The organism is Paenibacillus sp. GCM10012306, assembly GCF_042649265.1.
GTDB lineage: Bacteria > Bacillota > Bacilli > Paenibacillales > Paenibacillaceae > Paenibacillus_AQ.
Genome location: NZ_JBHRYW010000001.1, coordinates 307,955 through 325,907, shown reverse-complemented (window position 1 = coordinate 325,907; position 17,953 = coordinate 307,955). Strand labels below are relative to the sequence as shown.

The window sequence follows — 17,953 nt, the reverse complement described above, 5'->3', positions numbered from 1 at the left end:
CCTTTCTCTTACCTTGGCTAACTATTGAAGCAAGGTGGGCAGATCATCATCCACCAGTTCATGATTACTCTTGTAAGGATAACCCGGATCATACGGCACGACATCCATACGTACCTCGCCCACGTGAACAAAACGTTGCAGCAATAGCTTTCTGGCACATTCCGCAATCTCCTGGGCTTCCAAAACTGTAATGCGCGGGTTCACGCTGATCTTGACCTCCAGATTCACATAAGGCCCCTGCTCCATCGCCTTCAGATGCTCCACACGGATTACCCCATGCACTCGCTGCACGGTATCGAGAAAGCTGGCTACATCTTCTGAGGGTAACTCCTGAGTGTTCTTTACGTAGACCGAACTGGCAATCAGACTATAGCCCTTGCGCAAAATCAGGAGTCCCGTCAGCAGCGCAGCAATGGGGTCCATATACAGCAGCGGATGCCAGCCGGAGTAGCTTCCAGCCATCGCAAGTGTAATCCCGATCAGTACAGTGATTGAAGTATACAGACTGAAACGGTGGCTGTCCGCATAAGCAGCATGGCTGCCATCGCCCAGCCTCTTGAAGTGACGATATTGATATTGGAACACGATTTCTTTCACCAGAATTGATAATAAAACCGTTACAAGTGCGAGATACCCGGGTGTAGTTAAATGCCCATAAGTCAGATCACGAATGGAGGAAAAAACAACCTGCATCCCGCCCATCAAAATGAGCACCGAGCAGGATATAGCCAAGATTGGCTCCTTGCTTCCCTGCCGGACACCGACACTTGATCTGGAGGAAGCTTTGCTGTTCTTTTTCTGTCCAGAGCGCCACGGAAGAGCATCTGCCAACTTGGCTGCGGCGTCTGCTCCTGAATATAAAGCATCCCCCATTAATGCTTTGCTGCCTGAAATGTAACCCACGCTTCCCTTTGCTATGGCCAAAACTACATCGCTGACAATCCCGGTCCAGGCGACCGTCTCATCCTGCGTTGCTTGTTTATCATTCATGCGAGGCCCTCCTTGCTGCTGCATATCATCTCATGATGCATAAAAAGCGCGTGGCGTGCAGCTCCGAAGATTTCGAAAGCCGCGTCGCCTTTGACGCGGCTTTCTTTACAGTCAGGTTTTAGCTTTAAGCCGTTTTGTTGGCCACTTTCGGCTTCTGACGCTTCTTGAGAAGCAGCCAGAGCGGGCTCGCAATAAAGATGGAGGAGTAAGCTCCGAAAAGCAACCCGACAACCATGGCAAGCGAGAACATCTTAATGGATTCTCCGCCCATAATCAGCAGGAAGAATGCCGCTACAAATACCGTAAATGCCGTATACAGGGAACGCATGAGCGTTTGAGTCACACTCTTGTTCACAAGAGCTTTCATATCCTCATAAGTTTTCTGCTTGCCAAAGCGCAGATTCTCACGGATACGGTCAAAGATTACAATCGTATCATTGATGGAATAACCGATGATTGTAAGCACCGCGACAATAAAGGTCAAATCCACTTCCAGACGGAAGATGGAGAAGACTGCAACAACCATGAACGCGTCATGCAGCAGCGAGACAATCGCAGCCAAGGCAAAACGCCATTCAAAGCGGATACTTACATAAATGATAATCCCGAGACAGGAAATAAGTACGGCATAAATAGCGTTGCGCGCCAATTCTTTCGCCATTTCCGTATCTACGGTGTTGATTTCGAAGGAAGCCTTGTCATCCAGCTTGGTAATTCCAGCCTTCAACGCTTCACTTTGATCCTCAGTCAGCTCTTTATCATAACGGATATTGACCCGTTCCTGACCTATAGAGATGCTCGGTTCATGAGTGACACCCAGGTCCTTGATTGCCGCTTCAACTTGTTCTTGCGTAAGATTCTTGGACAGGGAGATATCCACATTGGAACCTGCCTTGAAATCAACACTGTAATTCAAACCAAAAGTTGCCAGAAAGATCAAGCCGGCTACAGTCAGCGCAATGGAGAAAATATAGAAATATTTACTTAAATGTACGAAATCAAACTCTCTCTTAAAGTGCACGGATTTCACTCTCCTTAACCCCAAATTGCTTTGGTTTACTCAGTTTACCAGCTTTGACAAGCAGGTTGAGTAACCAGCGGGAGAAGTAAAGATTCGTGGCAATACTGAGCACGATTTCCACAATCAGAACCAGTGCAAAACCTTTAACCGCACCAGTACCGTATGCGAACATTACAGCCGCAACGATAATAGTGGTGATATTGGCGTCCATTACAGTACGGAATGAAGACTTACTACCCGCCTTCACGGCAGACATAATGCTTTTCCCGTTGTAAATTTCTTCTCTAATCCGTTCGTTGGTAATGATGTTCGCATCAACCGCCATCCCTATACCGAGAATAAACGCGGCGATACCCGGTAGCGTAAGGGTAAAGTCAGCCCAAACGAAGACAAGAATCAGAAGCCATGTATGAAGGATCAGCGCGAAGCTGGCCAGAAGACCTGGCAAGCGGTACATGCCGATCATGAAAATAAGAATTATCAGGGAACCGACAAGACCGGCTTTGATCGTTTGATCAAGAGACTGTTTACCCAGTGTGGCGCCTACGCTTTGGGAGTATTTCTCCGTCAGCTTCAGCGGAAGAGCACCAAGGTTAATCGTATCAGCCAATTCACGCGCGCCTTGAAGCGTATAATTGCCGGAGATTGAAGCACTACCGTCCGTCAATTCTGCTCTGACCTGCGGATCTGACAATAAGTTCTCGTCCAGGTAGATGGCAAGGTTCTTGCCCAAGAGCCGCTTGGTAATTTCTGCGAACTTAGCCTTGTCCTTCACTTTAATGCTGATGACCGGCTGGTTCAGTTGATCACGACCAACCTCTGCAGCACCTTCTACGAAGTCACTGCCCACCAGTTCAATCTTGCTGTAAGTACCGGCAGGATCGCCCTCAGCAGCACTGCGGAAAGTCAAAACTGCAGGTTCTTTCATCTTCTTGCGGACTTCGGCCTCATTGGTCACACCCGCAATTTTCAAACGAATACGGTCCGTCCCTTCCGTGGTAACCTCTGGCTCACTAGTTCCGAGCGCATTGGCCCGCTTCTCCAGACTCTCTGCAGTTTTTTGCAGCGAAGCCCGAGTCAGTGCTCCTCCGGTCTCCATCGGTTCGGCGTGATACAAGATCTCGAAGCCGCCCTTCAGATCAAGACCCAGACGGACCTTGTCCAACAGACCAGGGGTAGTGAATACCATGACGCCTGTTAAAACGAGCACGGTAACGATAAAGCTCATAAGTCTCTTCATGCTCTTGCTAGTTCCCCTTTCATAACTCAATATTCCTATTATAGCCACGCGCCAAATGACCGTCAATTCATGTAAGAATGGACAAGGCTATATTCACACAAAGAAACGGCGGGCTCTTCCCATTTGGCAAGCCATCCGTTTTTCAGTAGGAACTGTGAAATTGAATCCCTTCATCACTTTACCGCTTTGTGAAGTTGTTTGCAAAGAAAAATGTCTCCCTGCATCAAATCAATCCCCGGTACGCGGCAATAGTCAAATAATTCATGTAACTATTGGCTTTTAAGGAATATATATCATTGACCAGCTTATAAAGCGGCGGCTGTCCTTCCTTTGCGTAATTACGGCTGACACACTCCCAGATATCCTTGCCAGTAACATATTCGTAGCCAAGGAGCCGGAATTCCTCCGCTTTGCTGCAGCACATGGCTTCGATTTCCTCACTAAGCTCGTCATAACTCCATTGCCCCGATTCCACGTGTTGACACCTCCAGGTCGCTCGTATACGCATGTTCACCCTATTTATTCGACCTTCTCCCCTGCCTTTCCTTCTTCCTTCAAAAAGTTATGTTAGCACAATGCTTGTCATGTCGGTATAGGGGTTCAGCATATCCATAGAACAAGCCCGCTTAAGTGCAAGCCTTCAGCGCATGCTCATTGACCTAACAGTTGGGTACAAGCAAATCATCAAAGGATGAGTCGCCACCAGCGTCCCATTCATGTCGGGAAGAAGGAATGTTCTGTGAAGAAACCAAGCTCCTTAAACAAACAAAGCTTTATACAAGGTACATTAATTCTGCTGGTCGCAGGATTGATCAACCGCATGCTCGGCTTCATTCCCCGAATTGTTCTTCCACGCGTGATCGGGGCTGAGGGGGTGGGCCTGTACCAGCTCGGCTATCCGTTCTTTATTCTGCTTGTTACCGTAATTACGGGAGGGCTGCCGCTGGCGGTAGCCAAGATGGTGGCCGAGGCAGAAGGCAAGAACCGTCCAGAGAGATCAAAGCAGATTTTGCGTACAGCACTTGCGCTTAGTCTGGCGCTTGGCATCTTTTTCACAATCGTTGCCTTGGCCAGCGCTTCATGGGTTGCCAACGTTCTGCTGACAGACAACCGGGTCTTCTATACATTCATTGCCATGATTCCCATGCTGTGTATCATTGCTGTATCTGCAGTCTACCGCGGCTACTTTCAGGGCAGGCAGAATATGATTCCTTCCGCGCTCTCCTCCGTGCTGGAATCCGTGATCCGGATTTTTGCTATGCTCTGGTTCTCCTGGCTGCTGCTGCCTAAGGGAATCGCTTTTGCAGCGGCAGGAGCTATGATCGGGGTCACTGTCGGCGAAATTGCGGGTATGCTCGCTCTGCTATGGCAATATTACTTCATTGTCAGAAAAGACAGGCCTGAACATGGACCGCAGTTGGAAGATCACTCTTCGGACGCTACTGTCCCTCAGACTGCACCTTCAGCAGCACAGGTCAACGATTCCTTGTTGAAACGACTGCTTGGCATTTCCATTCCGGTGACAGCCGGTCGGCTGGTGGGCTCCTTCTCCTATTTGCTGGAATCGATTATCACTGCCCGCAGCCTTGCTCTTGCCGGGATTGCCACAGCCGTTGCTACTGCACAATATGGCGCACTGCAAGGTATGGTCATTCCGCTCCTCCTGCTGCCAGGAGCACTGACTTCATCCCTGGCGGTATCGCTCGTTCCTTCCTTGTCGGAAGCCGCCTCCCGCAGGGATTTGTCCATGATCCATAAACGGATGCATCAGGCGCTAAGGCTTGCCCTGGTTACAGGGGCCCCGTTTGCTGTTCTTATGTACATCCTGGCCGTTCCGCTCTGCAGCCTGCTGTATGGAAATGCGGATACCGCCCCCATGCTGCGCTTAATCGCACCGTTCGCTGTATTCCTGTATGTACAGGCACCGCTTCAGGCAGCACTTCAGGCCATGGACCGGCCAGGGAGAGCGCTCGTGAACACCCTGATCGGAGCTGTGGTCAAAATCCTGTTGATTCTGCTTCTGGCCTCACAACCACAGTACGGGATCTATGGCGCTATTATCGCAATTATTGCCAATAGCATTCTTGTAACACTGCTACATGGGTACAGTGTCGTCTCGCTCATTTCTTTGTCCCTGCGCATTAGGGATTTGTTCAAAATTACAGCAGCTATGATTATTATGGGCGCTGGCGCCCAGTTCGCGTATACCGCCATTCCGATTGCCGGAGCACAGTGGATTCAGTTTATTTTTGCCGCTACGGTTGGCCTCTTGATCTACCTGGTCATCTGCCTGTTATCGGGACTCGTCTCGGTCCGTGATATGGATCGTCTCCCCTTTATCAAGCGCTGGCGCTAAAGAATCTCTAGTGATACAGAGGGGAGACATAGATTTTTCCCTGATGGTCCACCGAGCACAGGAAGACATCGCGGAAGTCCGATACTCCCTTTTGGCGAATCTGCTGTCTCAGCCAAAATCTGGTTTTCCCGATCATCTCCAGATTCTCATCCTGTACTTTTCCATCCATAATTAGCGGAATCGGAAGTCCTTCATACCTGATTTTATCCTTGGGAAGCTTCACAGTCTTGGAGCTGTTAGCGCTTCCGGTTGACTTGTCACCGGCGTTACTGTTCTCCTCCTCCGAGCTGTTGGTTGATTGAGCCGATGAGGAGCCGCTCTTGTTCTTCTCAATAATTGTAAGCTGACCACTGGCCTCCAGAATGGCGAACTCTACATCGGCAGGATTATCAATATTCTGGCCACGCAATTGCAGCAGCAAGTCATCAATGTTGTATCTCTGTTTGCGCATCTCGCCACGGTGTAATTTGCCATCGGAAATCAGAATGCTCGGCTTACCATCCATAAACATACGTAGTTTGCGGCTTTTCAGGCCAAGCTGGGCCACCAGCACCTGAATCAGGACAAGTGTGGCCATGGGAACAATCCCTTCGTACACCGGCCTTTTAATATCATCTATAACAAACACCGCAATCTCGGCAATCATGATCGAAATGGTCAAATCAAACACCGACAGCTTTCCGATCTCTCTTTTTCCCATGATCCGCAAGCACAGAAAAATGAAGAAATACATCAGCACGGTCATGAGGATGTGGTATGTGATCTGCTGGAACATATTGCTTCTCTCCTTCCGCGTTTACCCGCAGTGAGTTCTCCGCAGGCCATTAATGTATACCCTATTCTGACCGCAGGGGTCAGGGAACATTCGGAAGCTGGCATATTAATTAATGGTAAAAGTAGCGACCGTCTCATTCTTGTACTAATGGGGCAAGCCTCCCCATACAATGAGTAGTAGCTTGTATTGTCATAATAAAAATGCTTAGGAGGTTGTACCATGCATGTAATCCGGCGCCTGTTCTCATGGAGAATAGCCAATCCTGTATTATCTGGCTTGAGCCGATCATTCCTTTGGATGCTGCTGGGCGCGTTTGTGCTTTCGCTTCTGCTCTGGGGTAGCGGGTTGGAGGAAAAAGACCTCTCCCTCTACACTTACATTGTACATGCCGTAGCCATCGCCTTCGGTGGGCTCACTGCAGGCCGCAGAGCCAGCAGCAAGGGCTGGTATCAAGGAAGCCTGACGGGTCTTTTCTACGGTATTATTGTGCTGATCATCGGCTTCTTAGCGCTAGACAGTGCGCCTTCAGGCTCGGACTTGCTCTGGACTTTGGCAGCTGCAGGGATTGGCGCGCTGGGCGGAATGTTTGGGGTTAATTTACAAAAAGCATAAATTCAAGGATTTCTAAAAAAATCGGAACCGCTCCCCTTAAAATATGTTAAACTGTGTTCACTGACTTCAAAAGGGATCAAGGAGGCTTCGATTGCTTTGCTTTACCAATCCATGGATCATATCGTGTTATACACTGTTGTTCTTGTTATTGCACTTGTCTGGATCGGCTCACGCCGCAACCCGTTTACTGCATTAATCGAGATCGGAAGAGAACTGATAAGCTCTTATAAGTTTTTGTTACTTTTTGTAGGCTTGTTCGGGGTGCTGGCCCTCAATAAATACGAGCTGCAGATTGAAAAAAAGCTGAATATCACCTCGGACTTCACTCCGTCTATTTTCGGATTGGAGGGACACTTTGTCCAAAGTCTGCAGCATTTGTTCTATAGTCCTTGGCTGACACCGATCATCGTCTTTTTCTACATCTTCATGTTGCAGGCGGTGTTGGCGGCTTCTCTGGGCGTATACCTGCTCGACAATAACCGTATTATGCTCTACGCTACCTGCTACGCTATTATTATTAATTATGCCGTTGCCATTCCGTTCTATCTGTTCTTCCCAGTGAATGAGGTGTGGTCATATGCTCCGGCAGGCGTTAGATTTGTCATGCTGGATGTATTCCCTAGATTTGAACAGGAGTACAGACCGCTTTCAGGGCTTGATAACTGCTTCCCGAGTCTGCATACCTCTATCTCTGTTACAATGGCTCTGTTAGCCTACCGTTCAGGCAACCGCCGCTGGATGGCAATCACCACCCTGTCCGCAGTTGTCATTGTATTCGGAATCTTCTATCTAGGTATTCATTGGCTAACGGATATGCTCGGCGGTACCGTACTTGCGATATTATCCGCCACAGTCGGTGTTCAACTGGCTAAGCTAACGCTGCGAAGCAGTTCACAAGGACTTACTTTCCGCAGCCGCGCCAACCCTATGCGTTGATCATTAAACAAGTTCATATGAGAATGAAAAAAAGCGGCAGTTCCTCTCTAACGAGAAGAACTGCCGCTTTTATATGAATCTTTCTACTCTTTCGTATCCGTATCGGTCACAACCGCATGACTAACGGAACCACGGTCAAATGTGAGCTTAGTCACATCATTAACCTTGAGGACCGCGATGTCGTCGGAGATTTCTACAATCGTTCCGTGAAGACCACCGATTGTAACAACCTTATCCCCTTTTTTCAGCGCTTTCAGCATCGTATTGCGAGCTTTGGTTTTCTTCTGCTGAGGACGGATCAGAAGGAAATAGAAGACTACGAACATCAGTACAAAAGGTCCTACCAGACCCAGGATGCTGCCCCCGGCTTGGCCTGTACCTCCCGCTAACTCAAACATAATTCTCCCCCCTTTCAAATGACTGGCAAACGCACAATTCCGTTTCTAGAAGCCTTTAAGATTATTGTTTAAGCCGTATTGTGCAAAAAACTCATCGCGAAAATCAAGCAGCCGATCTTCTCTGATGGCTTCACGCACTTTACGCATCAGTTCCAACAGGAAGTGCAAGTTATGGTATGTCGTTAACCGCAATCCGAACGTTTCGTCAGCCTTAATCAAATGGCGCAAATACGCGCGGGAATAATTCTGGCAGGTGTAACAGTTACACTCGGGATCCAGCGGCCCAAAATCACGGGCATACTGAGCGTTGCGTACAACGAGTCTTCCTTGGCTGGTCATTGTAGTTCCGTTACGGGCAATACGGGTTGGCAGAACACAGTCGAACATGTCCACACCCCGGATTGCACCTTCCAGCAGCGCATCCGGCGAACCCACGCCCATCAAATAACGGGGCTTCCCTTGCGGCAGCAGCGGAACTGTGTAATCCAACACTTCATACATTAGCTGCTTGGACTCTCCGACGCTGAGCCCCCCAATAGCATACCCCGGGAAATCCATGGAAGTCAAATCAGCGGCGCTCTGACGGCGCAAATCTTCATACATGCCTCCCTGGACGATGGCGAACAGTCCCTGGTCCTGAGGACGGGCGTGACTCTTGAGGCAGCGCTCTGCCCAGCGGGTAGTCCGCTCGAGCGATTTTTTAACATAATCATATTCCGCCGGGAATGGTGGGCATTCATCAAATGCCATCATAATATCCGAACCAAGCGCATTCTGAATTTCCATAGCCACCTCAGGCGAGAGGAATTTCTTGTCTCCATTCAAATGGGAACGGAACTGCACGCCTTCCTCGGTGATTTTGCGCATGTCGCTTAACGAGAAGACCTGAAACCCGCCGCTGTCAGTCAGAATCGGACGGTCCCAGTTCATGAACTTGTGCAGACCTCCAGCTTCACGAATGATATCGTGGCCCGGACGCAAGAACAAATGATAAGTGTTACTCAGAATGATCTGTGCATCCATCTGCTTCAGTTCTTCCGGGCTCATAGTCTTGACTGTGGCCTGTGTTCCTACGGGCATAAATGTTGGTGTCTCAATGACACCGTGAGGCGTGTGGACTCTTCCGAGTCTTGCGCCGGATTGCTTACACGTTTTGATGTGCTCATACGTAATTGCTGCCATTATTCAACCCATCCTCTTACTCTTACTTAGTAAATAAACATTGCGTCGCCGAAGCTGAAAAACCGGTACTTCTCTGCAATCGCCTCTTCATAGGCGGCCAGAATATGCTCACGACCCGCCAATGCGCTAACAAGCATCACCAGTGTTGATTTGGGAAGGTGAAAGTTCGTGATCAGTGCATTAACGACATTGAATTGATAACCTGGATAAATGAAAATATCTGTCCATCCGCTGCATGCCACGAGCGGTCCCCCCTGACACTGCCGCCCGACTGTTTCCAGTGTACGGCAAGAGGTCGTACCTACAGCTATAATTCGTCCCCCGCGCTCCCGAGCAGCATTCAGCGTATCTGCTGTCTCCTGCGACATGACGAAATACTCGGCATGCATGACATGCTCCTCAACCTTCTCTACAGACATCGGACGGAACGTGCCCAGACCAACATGCAGCGTAATGTAGGCAATGGATACGCCTTTGGCCGCTATCTGCTCCAGTAAGCTGGTGGTAAAATGCAGCCCTGCCGTTGGCGCAGCCGCTGAACCTTCATGCTTGGCATACACCGTCTGATACCGCTCGCGGTCATCCAGTGTCTCCTTGATATACGGTGGAAGCGGCATCATTCCCAGTCTGTCGAGAATCTCCTGGAAGATCCCTGTATAAATGAAGCGAAGTGTCCGTCCGCCCATATCAGACTCGTCTTCCACTACAGCTCGCAGTTCATCGCTGAATACGATAACTGCACCACTCTTCAGCTTCTTGCCGGGCTTCACCAGTGCTTCCCAGCGATCCTCCCCGAGGTTCTTTAGAAGAAGCACTTCTGCCTTCGCCCCAGTCTCTTCCTTGACACCGAACAGTCGAGCCGGGATGACTCTCGTGTCATTCAGGACCAGTGTATCTCCCGGCTGCAAATACTGTATCATATCGCTAAAATGCCGGTGGTCTGTCTCACCTGTCTCCTTGTTGACCAGCAACAGCCGCGAGGCAGTACGGTCAAGCAGCGGAGTCTGGGCAATCAGCTCTTCAGGCAAATTAAAATCATAATCTTCTACATTCATTGTGCGTCTTCATTCCTTAACTATAGTAACGTTACGATAATAGTGTTGCAATATTTGCTTGTAATCATACCCGCTGTCGGCCATCCCCTTCACACCCCACTGGGACATGCCTAGACCGTGGCCATAGCCTTGGCCGATGAACAGGAAGCCAGACCCACCAGTAACTACTCTAGCTTTGGCATCGCCGCCCATAACCACCGTACCGCTGGCGGAAGACGTTACTTTGCCATTTGCGGAGAGAACACCAGCATTGCTGCCACTACCGATGGTAGAGACTGAGCCGTCAGCGCCTAGTACAGTATAACTGCCGGTTGGCACAATATCAAACAATGTGCTAGGCAGACCATTGAATGCCGAACGGAACAGATCCGGATATTTCACCTTCAGAATCTCGCCATTAGCCTTCACCTCAGTTGCTCTTCCCGAAGGGCCGCGCTGGGTAACCTGAAGGCTGAAGATTGACGAAGGAAGGCTATTGCTTGTCTTGCCTTGCAGACTCTTCAACAAATCAGCCGAAGAATAAGGACCCTTCACCCAAGAATAGCTGCCGGATTCATATACCTTGTCCAGCACCACAGCATTGTCTCCTGGGTTCAGCTTGCCCACCGGATTGGCATCACTTTGGATGATCGGCTGGGGACGAATGTTTACGTCCTTCGTGGTTGCTGTAGCCAAATCAAGTCCGGCTGCCGTTTTGCTCCCCGTTAATTTGATATTATCTTCCCGGGCATATCCAGCGGTTCCATTAGGCAGCAGAACATAATACCACTGTTTGGAAGCCACGGATGCAACGTCTTCCTTGCTCGGCACACTGGCAAATACGTCACTGGCGTTTCCCCACACCTCTGAAGGATCAGCCGTTACACCGCCGCTGTTGGAGGAGAACACGGCTTCTATCACCTGTCCACCGCTCTTCAACACCTCACCAGCTGTAGCGTCCACGGCCTTGGTGATGGCTGGCGCCTCAGCTCCGATTCCGTTGTATACCTGACTCAGTGTGGTGTCCACCACATTCGCCACGTCAAATTTGTTGCCTTGGGCCAGAGCATAACTGCGGGCAGCGACAGCCTGCGCCTTCAGAGCCTCTTCCGGCCAGCTTGCAGAGACTTCTCCGCCAACAACAGCATACAAATATTGCTCCAGCGACACTTCATTAATCACCGCGAGTGATCCGTTCAATCCACTAAGCTCCAGATTACCTCGATACACACGTTTAGAGCGCTCTACAAGCTGGATACCAGCATCATTGCCAGCAGCAAGGAATTTGGCTCCGCTACCGTATACAATATAGTGGGGAACTTGTCCCGCATTAGTAAGATCCAGGCCCGCATCACTGCGCACGATCAAGCCAGCTGTTGAGACTGCACCGTTGGACAGCGTAATCTGCGGCAGCGCCACATTCACCGCAGCAGCCAACGTGGCCAGATTCGCATCGTTTGCAGCTTCTCCAACCCAGACCTCGACCCGCGAACTGCCGTCTTGAGCTGAAGACAACACCGGCCAGGCATCGAATCCCGCTGCTGCCAAGCTGACAATTACTGCATCGGCCTCGTCCTGGGTCGCAAAGGAACCTGCCGACAAATGCTTGGTGCCTGTCACTGCCGGTGTCTGTCCCGGCGGAATGGCGAGTCCTGCTTTGGTTACTCTGGACAATCCATCCTTCGCTGCATTTTCACTGGCATATACTCCGGTGTAAAGCTGATACAGACTAGACCCATTTCTCGTCACCACAAACAGCTGAGGCTTGTCTGAAGTAGATTGCAGCTTCTTGGCAGCATCGGCTGCCGCCTGCCAGGACGGAGTTTCCAGCACCTTCACCCGAAAGCCATCCAGGCTAACACGAATACTGCTCTTGGCTGGAACCGTCGCAAGCGGCGCCCCGCCTCCTTGTGGGGTCACAAGATTAAAACTTTGGTCCGACTGTAGCGTTGCCGCCGCCACCGTAGATTTATATTTACTGCCGATATCGGCATACAGTGCTACACGAATCGTTGCACCGGGTGCAGCCTCACTGCTCCCGGCAGGGATCAGGAAGCTTCCCGCTGCTAGCGCTGACACCAGCAATCCCCGGCCCAGCACCTTCAGCGCTGAGAATTTCCTTCTTCCATGCTTCATTCAGCATCCTCCTTCGTACAGGGAATTAAGACTCATGATTGCTCCGGAGGGAGCGGAATGCCCAAATGATGATAGGCAGCCGGCGTGACAATCCTACCGCGTGGCGTCCGTTGCAGGAAGCCGATCTGCAGCAGGTAAGGCTCGTATACATCCTCTATGGTCTGGCTCTCTTCTCCAATAGTAGCGGCAATGGTATCGAGTCCTACAGGACCGCCGCGGAAACTCGTAATCATGGAGTGAATCATCTTATGGTCAATGCTGTCCAGTCCACGCGGGTCAACCTGAAGCATACGAAGCGCTTCAGCCGCAATGTCGGGTGTAATAATTCCATCGCCGCGCACCTGGGCAAAATCGCGGACGCGCTTCAGCAGACGGTTGGCGATACGCGGGGTTCCGCGTGCCCGCAGTGCCACTTCCTCAGCAGCCTCTCCTTGAATTTCAATGCCTAGCAGATCGGCATTGCGGGAGACGATAAAGCTCAGCTCATCGATGGAATAGAATTCGAGCCGGCTAACAACGCCGAAGCGGTCGCGTAGCGGCGCAGATAATAGTCCTGCTCGCGTTGTCGCACCGATCAGCGTGAATGGGGGCAGGTCCAGGCGCACGGAACGCGCACTCGGCCCTTTGCCGATCATAATATCCAGCGCAAAGTCCTCCATGGCCGGATACATGACCTCCTCCACCGTGCGATGCAGGCGATGGATCTCATCAATGAACAGCACATCGCCCTCCTGCAGGTTGGTCAGCAGCGCGGCCAGATCCCCCGGCCGCTCAATTGCTGGTCCCGAGGTTGTCCGCAAGTTCACACCCAACTCGTTAGCAATTATATTCGCTAGCGTCGTCTTGCCAAGACCCGGCGGGCCATAAAGCAGCACATGGTCCAGCGCCTCATTTCTCATCTTAGCTGCCTCAATATAAATCTTCAGGTTCTCCTTAACCTGACCTTGTCCGATATATTCACCCAGATAACGAGGGCGCAGGCTCAGCTCTACAGCCTGTTCTTCCATCATCAGATTGGCAGATATGATCCGGTCGTCCATACTCTATCACTTCCAGTTCTTTAAAAGATGCCCGCAGGCAGGCTTTATTTCGCCAAGTACAGCAGCTTCAGCGCTTTTTTCATCAATACATCAACACTCCCCGTGTCAGCTCCCTCTTTCTTCAGGGCTAGCCATACACGGTCCAACTCGCTCTCGGTATAGCCAAGCGCCTTCAAGCCGTCTCTAGCCTCATCCCACGGCAAGGCATCGCTGCCTTCTTCCTGCGGAACCGCAAAGAGGCCTGTCTGCATGGAAGCCATACTAAGTCCATCCAGCTTGTCCTTCAGATCAAGGATCATGCGCTGGGCCGTCTTCTTGCCAATCCCCGGCAGCTTCGTCAGGAACGTAATATTCTCCTGATAGATGGCCGAGATCAGCTGATCCGGGGTCCCACCTGTCAGGATGCCAAGTGCTACCCGCGGCCCGATGCCGGACACTTCAATCAGCTTGCGGAACAACCGCTGCTCTTCACGGGTCGAGAAACCGAACAGCAGGGTAGCATCCTCACGAGTCACATAATGAATAAAGATCGTTACAGGACCCTCGGTCTTGGCAAAAGCATAGGGATTCGGACAGAATACGCGATACCCTACCCCCTGCACATCCAGCACTACATATTCCGATTCCAGATATACAACAGGACCTCTTAAGAAATCTATCATTTTCGCAATACCTCATTTAATTTGGAATTTAGGCTATAGGAGTGCGCATGACAAACGGCAACAGCCAGCGCATCCGCCACATCGTCAGGCTTCGGAATCGCGGACAGCTTCAGAAACATCTTCACCATCTCCTGTACCTGGCGCTTCTCCGCCTTACCGTATCCGACGATGGCCTGTTTGACCTGCATAGGTGTATATTCGGCAATGGGAAGCCCGCGCTGGATGGCCGCCAGGACCATAACACCGCGTGCTTGCGCAACCGGCAGTGCAGTGGTTACGTTGCGGGCGAAAAACAGCTTCTCCAGTGCCACCGCATCTGGTTTGTATTTGTCCATAAGCTGGACAATGCCCTCATAAACATGCAGCAGCCGCTCCTCTTCCGGAGTATGGGCCTCCGTCTGGATACAGCCATATTGCACAGGCGTCAGCTTATGACCTTCCTTGTCCACAAAGCCGAAGCCGACAATCGCCAGCCCCGGGTCAATTCCTAATATCCGCACACTTCTCTCTCCTCTATGGTCAATAAGAAGCCAGGCTCCGTCCCTCGGCTCCACTACTAAAGCGAACATATGTATTCCTTCTAACCATTATAGCAAAAATAGACTCCCCGGTGAGGAGAAAGTTTCCTTGTTGCCAGAAAAGGGGTCTTTTGGCCCTATACAAGGGAGGGGTTGCCGCGAAAAAAAGATAAAAATAAGGCTCAACAGCGTAATCAGCACCTGACCCGCTTGTTCGTGTAAAGGCTACGGGATCATGAGTTCTTCAACTGTGCTCCTGCATATCGTCAAGCACTGATTTTGTGGAAAAAACGAAAATAAACAGCAAAAAAGACCTGCGGGTATCCCACAGGCCTTAATCCTGTACTTCCTATTAACAACCTCGCCAGAACAGAAGCTGCGGCTTATTCCTTGTTCTGCATGACCTGCTCGGAATTATCCCGCGCGTAGTCACTGAAGGTGGAAAGCACACTGTTGTACTCTTCAATGTCCTGCACCCGGATGCCATCCTGCAGCTGCCTCCAGATGTCCTCCGGCAAAGATGATTTCATGGAGCCCATATCTATTTGAAAAAAAGTCTTCAGCACTTCATCCTGCCCTGGCGGGCCCTTGAACAGTGTCAAGTTCCCATGCTCATCTACGCCAAAGTAGGCTTCCTTCTTAACGGCTGGAGACAGGTCATCAATTCTCTTTTCCAGCCAAAGATCTCCGGCAGCACTGATTTTTGCCTCCCAGGAAGGATGCTTGGCGATCAATTCCTTCAATTGGGCCGGGTTCATCTGTCCGGGTAGATTCTGAATCTCTTCACCGGATACATAGCTAACCTTCAAATGAACCGCTCTGCTGAGTCCACTCTGCTGTATCGTCTGGAGAATTAGCTCGCGCTTTGAGCTGTAGCCGCCCTCTTCATCGCCCTCTCCTCCCCGAAAAACTGCCGTTACCGGCTCATCCCCGGAACGTTCCCCGTTCTCAACCGTGCCGCGCAGGCGATCCAACGAATCCGCTACAGAAGCAGATGGTTCCTCAAGCAGCTCAGTAATTTCGCCGGGAAGCTGCATTCCGCGCCACGCCAATATCGTTATAGCGACACAGGCCGCCCCCACCCACAAGGCCTTTTTCCAACGTCTCCATCTACGCCAAAGCTGTTTTTTCAAGCGAGAAGCATTCACGTTAATCCCTTCATTCTGGTTTTTTCCTATTGTGACCTGTGAAGGAAGCCTTTATGCATGAGTGGGGATGCTTTGCTGTGCAAATGCTTTGAATTACTAAATATTGTTTGCTATACTCTTACTGATTGATTGCAGGTTTAAATTTATTTACAAAGGGGAATTCCTTGATGATTATCCAACCAAAAACACGCGGTTTTATATGCACAACAGCCCATCCTGAAGGATGCGCCAAGCAAATAGAGAAGCAAATTAAATATGTACAGTCCCAGAAGAAAATCTCCGGCCCAGCCAACGTGCTTGTAATCGGTGCTTCGACCGGTTATGGTCTGGCTTCGCGAATTGCCGCAGCTTTTGGTGCAGGCGCCAATACGATCGGCGTCTTCTTCGACAGACCGGCAGAAGGCTCTCGTACAGCTTCCGCTGGCTGGTACAATTCAGCAGCTTTTGAAGAGCAGGCTAACGGGCTTGGATTGAAATCCTTCAGCATTGTCGGCGATGCCTTCTCCGATGGTATCAAGGAAAAAACCATCGAGCTGATCAAAAACGAATTTAAGAGCGTAGACCTTGTAATTTACAGCGTGGCTTCCCCGCGCCGCACGCATCCGGTAACCGGAGAGACCTTCTCCTCGGTAATTAAGCCGATCGGCGAAGCATATAGCAACAAGACTATGAACTTCCATACCGGAGAAGTATCCGATACAACCATCGAGCCGGCTACAGAGGAAGAAGTTCGTCAGACGATTGCTGTTATGGGCGGCGAGGACTGGAGCATGTGGATTGATGAGCTGTCCAAAGCCGGCGTTCTGGCGGATGGAGCCACTACCGTTGCCTACTCCTACATCGGACCAGAAGTTACTCACGCGATTTACCGCGAGGGAACTATTGGTAAAGCCAAAAACGATCTGGAGCAGACAGCAATCAAGCTGAACGAACAGCTCGGAGCTAAAGGCGGTCGTGCCTTCGTATCCGTGAATAAGGCGCTTGTTACGCAATCCAGCTCGGCTATTCCTGTTGTTCCACTTTACATTTCCGCACTGTATAAAGTAATGAAGGAAAAAGGAATTCACGAGAACTGCATCGAGCAGATCTATCGCCTGTTCTCCGACCGCTTGTATGGTGAAGGCCCGGCAACTGCCGATGGCAGCACGCTGATCCGCATTGATGATTGGGAAATGCGTGATGATGTGCAGAAGGAAGTTATGGACCGTTGGAGCAAGCTGGAAACCGCCAATGTCTCTGAGCTTGCCGATCTTGAAGGCTACCGTGAGGATTTCTTTAACCTGTTCGGTTTCCAGACCGAAGGCGTAGATTATGACGCTGAGTCAGATCCTGCTGTAGAGCTTCCAAATTCTTATTAATCCGCTAAAAAATAAAGAGTCCGGCCTGGATAACCAGGCTGGACTCTTTTTGATGAGGAGATCTAAAGCAACGCACCGTTTTCTCGGCACTTGCTTTTTATAGAACGACAGTTATTTTCTCTGCCAACGTGGACAGCTTTTGATTCTGCAAATGCTCCTCCATCTTGTGCTCCCCCTCCACCATCACCTGCTGGATCAGGCATTCCGAGGAATGATCGAGGCTGCATTCAAACAAGGAGGCCGTGCCTTCAATAGCATGAATCACATCAAGGAACGAAATATCTTCCTTCTTGCGCTTGAGGCGATAACCTCCGTTCGCTCCGGAAGCGGATTCAATAAGACCGCCCTTGACCAGCTTGGTCAAGATTTTGGACAGATACGTAGGGGACACGCCTTGTCTTTCTGCAAGCTGCTGAACTCCCAAGGGTTTATCTGTGCCGGCCGCCATCATAAACAGCATCGTATGCAGCGCGTAATTGGTAGCTTTTGAGTATTTCATGTAACACCTCAATTACAGACTTTATTCATCTATAATAACGTTGAATCT

General features: G+C 50.4%; 18 protein-coding genes. 4 read left to right on the top strand and 14 right to left on the bottom strand.

From position 1 onward, the window contains the following. Window positions 1-21: 21 nt before the first annotated feature. The 4 genes from ACFORK_RS01420 to ACFORK_RS01405 all read right to left on the bottom strand — a co-directional run bounded on the left by ACFORK_RS01420 (window position 22) and on the right by ACFORK_RS01405 (window position 3,726). Complete coding sequence (locus tag ACFORK_RS01420) at window positions 22-990, bottom strand: cation diffusion facilitator family transporter (protein ID WP_379194868.1); 969 nt, start codon at window positions 988-990, stop codon at window positions 22-24. Window positions 991-1,114: 124 nt separating this feature from the next. Beyond that, entirely contained in the window at window positions 1,115-2,011 is an 897-nt protein-coding gene (secF, locus tag ACFORK_RS01415; protein ID WP_379194866.1) for a protein translocase subunit SecF, read from the bottom strand. Continuing rightward, the gene (secD, locus tag ACFORK_RS01410) at window positions 2,001-3,251 is read right to left on the bottom strand and encodes a protein translocase subunit SecD (protein WP_379194864.1); all 1,251 of its coding nucleotides are present in this window, start codon (window positions 3,249-3,251) and stop codon (window positions 2,001-2,003) included. Before secD ends, secF begins: the two co-directional genes overlap by 11 nt. 223 nt (window positions 3,252-3,474) lie before the next feature. Then, complete coding sequence (locus tag ACFORK_RS01405) at window positions 3,475-3,726, bottom strand: post-transcriptional regulator (RefSeq protein WP_379194862.1); 252 nt, start codon at window positions 3,724-3,726, stop codon at window positions 3,475-3,477. A 216-nt stretch (window positions 3,727-3,942) separates the two neighbouring features. Here ACFORK_RS01405 and spoVB point away from each other — a divergent pair, with 216 nt between their 5' ends. After that, window positions 3,943-5,607, top strand: coding sequence for a stage V sporulation protein B (spoVB, locus tag ACFORK_RS01400; RefSeq protein ID WP_379194860.1), 1,665 nt, complete (start codon window positions 3,943-3,945; stop codon window positions 5,605-5,607). A 7-nt stretch (window positions 5,608-5,614) separates the two neighbouring features. Here spoVB and ACFORK_RS01395 read toward each other — a convergent pair whose 3' ends face one another. After that, window positions 5,615-6,382, bottom strand: coding sequence for a YetF domain-containing protein (locus tag ACFORK_RS01395; RefSeq protein ID WP_379194858.1), 768 nt, complete (start codon window positions 6,380-6,382; stop codon window positions 5,615-5,617). 219 nt (window positions 6,383-6,601) lie between these two features. Here ACFORK_RS01395 and ACFORK_RS01390 point away from each other — a divergent pair, with 219 nt between their 5' ends. Further along, window positions 6,602-6,994: a TIGR04086 family membrane protein gene (locus ACFORK_RS01390; RefSeq protein ID WP_379194856.1), complete on the top strand. Its 393-nt coding sequence runs from the start codon at window positions 6,602-6,604 to the stop codon at window positions 6,992-6,994. Window positions 6,995-7,090: 96 nt separating this feature from the next. Continuing rightward, complete coding sequence (locus tag ACFORK_RS01385; RefSeq protein WP_379194854.1) at window positions 7,091-7,930, top strand: phosphatase PAP2 family protein; 840 nt, start codon at window positions 7,091-7,093, stop codon at window positions 7,928-7,930. A gap of 83 nt (window positions 7,931-8,013) precedes the next feature. Here the strand turns inward: ACFORK_RS01385 and yajC are convergent, their stop codons facing one another. The 8 genes from yajC to ACFORK_RS01345 all read right to left on the bottom strand — a co-directional run bounded on the left by yajC (window position 8,014) and on the right by ACFORK_RS01345 (window position 16,033). Continuing rightward, on the bottom strand, window positions 8,014-8,328 hold the full coding sequence (gene yajC, locus ACFORK_RS01380; RefSeq protein WP_379194852.1) for a preprotein translocase subunit YajC: 315 nt from the start codon (window positions 8,326-8,328) through the stop codon (window positions 8,014-8,016). Between the two features lie 45 nt (window positions 8,329-8,373). Beyond that, complete coding sequence (tgt, locus tag ACFORK_RS01375; protein WP_379195740.1) at window positions 8,374-9,513, bottom strand: tRNA guanosine(34) transglycosylase Tgt; 1,140 nt, start codon at window positions 9,511-9,513, stop codon at window positions 8,374-8,376. A gap of 23 nt (window positions 9,514-9,536) precedes the next feature. Continuing rightward, on the bottom strand, window positions 9,537-10,565 hold the full coding sequence (queA, locus tag ACFORK_RS01370) for a tRNA preQ1(34) S-adenosylmethionine ribosyltransferase-isomerase QueA (RefSeq protein ID WP_379194850.1): 1,029 nt from the start codon (window positions 10,563-10,565) through the stop codon (window positions 9,537-9,539). A 9-nt stretch (window positions 10,566-10,574) separates the two neighbouring features. Continuing rightward, window positions 10,575-12,680 carry a SpoIID/LytB domain-containing protein gene (locus ACFORK_RS01365; protein ID WP_379194848.1) on the bottom strand — a complete coding sequence of 702 codons (2,106 nt, stop codon included), beginning with the start codon at window positions 12,678-12,680 and terminating at the stop codon, window positions 10,575-10,577. A 32-nt stretch (window positions 12,681-12,712) separates the two neighbouring features. Next, window positions 12,713-13,720 carry a Holliday junction branch migration DNA helicase RuvB gene (ruvB, locus tag ACFORK_RS01360; protein ID WP_379194846.1) on the bottom strand — a complete coding sequence of 336 codons (1,008 nt, stop codon included), beginning with the start codon at window positions 13,718-13,720 and terminating at the stop codon, window positions 12,713-12,715. Window positions 13,721-13,764: 44 nt separating this feature from the next. After that, window positions 13,765-14,382 carry a Holliday junction branch migration protein RuvA gene (ruvA, locus tag ACFORK_RS01355; protein WP_379194844.1) on the bottom strand — a complete coding sequence of 206 codons (618 nt, stop codon included), beginning with the start codon at window positions 14,380-14,382 and terminating at the stop codon, window positions 13,765-13,767. After that, entirely contained in the window at window positions 14,379-14,882 is a 504-nt protein-coding gene (gene ruvC, locus ACFORK_RS01350; protein ID WP_379195738.1) for a crossover junction endodeoxyribonuclease RuvC, read from the bottom strand. The genes ruvA and ruvC overlap by 4 nt, the downstream gene beginning before the upstream one ends. Before the next feature lie 401 nt (window positions 14,883-15,283). Next, a complete protein-coding gene (locus tag ACFORK_RS01345) occupies window positions 15,284-16,033 on the bottom strand; it encodes a BofC C-terminal domain-containing protein (RefSeq protein WP_379194842.1) in 750 nt (249 codons plus the stop codon). 182 nt (window positions 16,034-16,215) lie between these two features. Here ACFORK_RS01345 and fabV point away from each other — a divergent pair, with 182 nt between their 5' ends. After that, entirely contained in the window at window positions 16,216-17,406 is a 1,191-nt protein-coding gene (fabV, locus tag ACFORK_RS01340; protein WP_379194840.1) for an enoyl-ACP reductase FabV, read from the top strand. A gap of 97 nt (window positions 17,407-17,503) precedes the next feature. On the opposite strand, the gene ACFORK_RS01335 is transcribed toward fabV, so the two are convergent. Beyond that, the gene (locus ACFORK_RS01335) at window positions 17,504-17,905 is read right to left on the bottom strand and encodes an Rrf2 family transcriptional regulator (RefSeq protein ID WP_379194838.1); all 402 of its coding nucleotides are present in this window, start codon (window positions 17,903-17,905) and stop codon (window positions 17,504-17,506) included. Window positions 17,906-17,953: the final 48 nt, after the last annotated feature.

What these genes read in the sequence shown, in the direction of transcription:
- ACFORK_RS01420 (WP_379194868.1), bottom strand. Translation starts at nt 990, where the DNA reads ATGAATGATAAACAAGCAACGCAGGATGAGACGGTCGCCTGGACCGGG.
- secD (WP_379194864.1), bottom strand. Translation starts at nt 3,251, where the DNA reads ATGAAGAGACTTATGAGCTTTATCGTTACCGTGCTCGTTTTAACAGGC.
- spoVB (WP_379194860.1), top strand. Translation starts at nt 3,943, where the DNA reads ATGAGTCGCCACCAGCGTCCCATTCATGTCGGGAAGAAGGAATGTTCT.
- ACFORK_RS01395 (WP_379194858.1), bottom strand. Translation starts at nt 6,382, where the DNA reads ATGTTCCAGCAGATCACATACCACATCCTCATGACCGTGCTGATGTAT.
- ACFORK_RS01390 (WP_379194856.1), top strand. Translation starts at nt 6,602, where the DNA reads ATGCATGTAATCCGGCGCCTGTTCTCATGGAGAATAGCCAATCCTGTA.
- yajC (WP_379194852.1), bottom strand. Translation starts at nt 8,328, where the DNA reads ATGTTTGAGTTAGCGGGAGGTACAGGCCAAGCCGGGGGCAGCATCCTG.
- queA (WP_379194850.1), bottom strand. Translation starts at nt 10,565, where the DNA reads ATGAATGTAGAAGATTATGATTTTAATTTGCCTGAAGAGCTGATTGCC.
- ACFORK_RS01365 (WP_379194848.1), bottom strand. Translation starts at nt 12,680, where the DNA reads ATGAAGCATGGAAGAAGGAAATTCTCAGCGCTGAAGGTGCTGGGCCGG.
- ruvB (WP_379194846.1), bottom strand. Translation starts at nt 13,720, where the DNA reads ATGGACGACCGGATCATATCTGCCAATCTGATGATGGAAGAACAGGCT.
- ruvA (WP_379194844.1), bottom strand. Translation starts at nt 14,382, where the DNA reads ATGATAGATTTCTTAAGAGGTCCTGTTGTATATCTGGAATCGGAATAT.
- fabV (WP_379194840.1), top strand. Translation starts at nt 16,216, where the DNA reads ATGATTATCCAACCAAAAACACGCGGTTTTATATGCACAACAGCCCAT.
- ACFORK_RS01335 (WP_379194838.1), bottom strand. Translation starts at nt 17,905, where the DNA reads ATGAAATACTCAAAAGCTACCAATTACGCGCTGCATACGATGCTGTTT.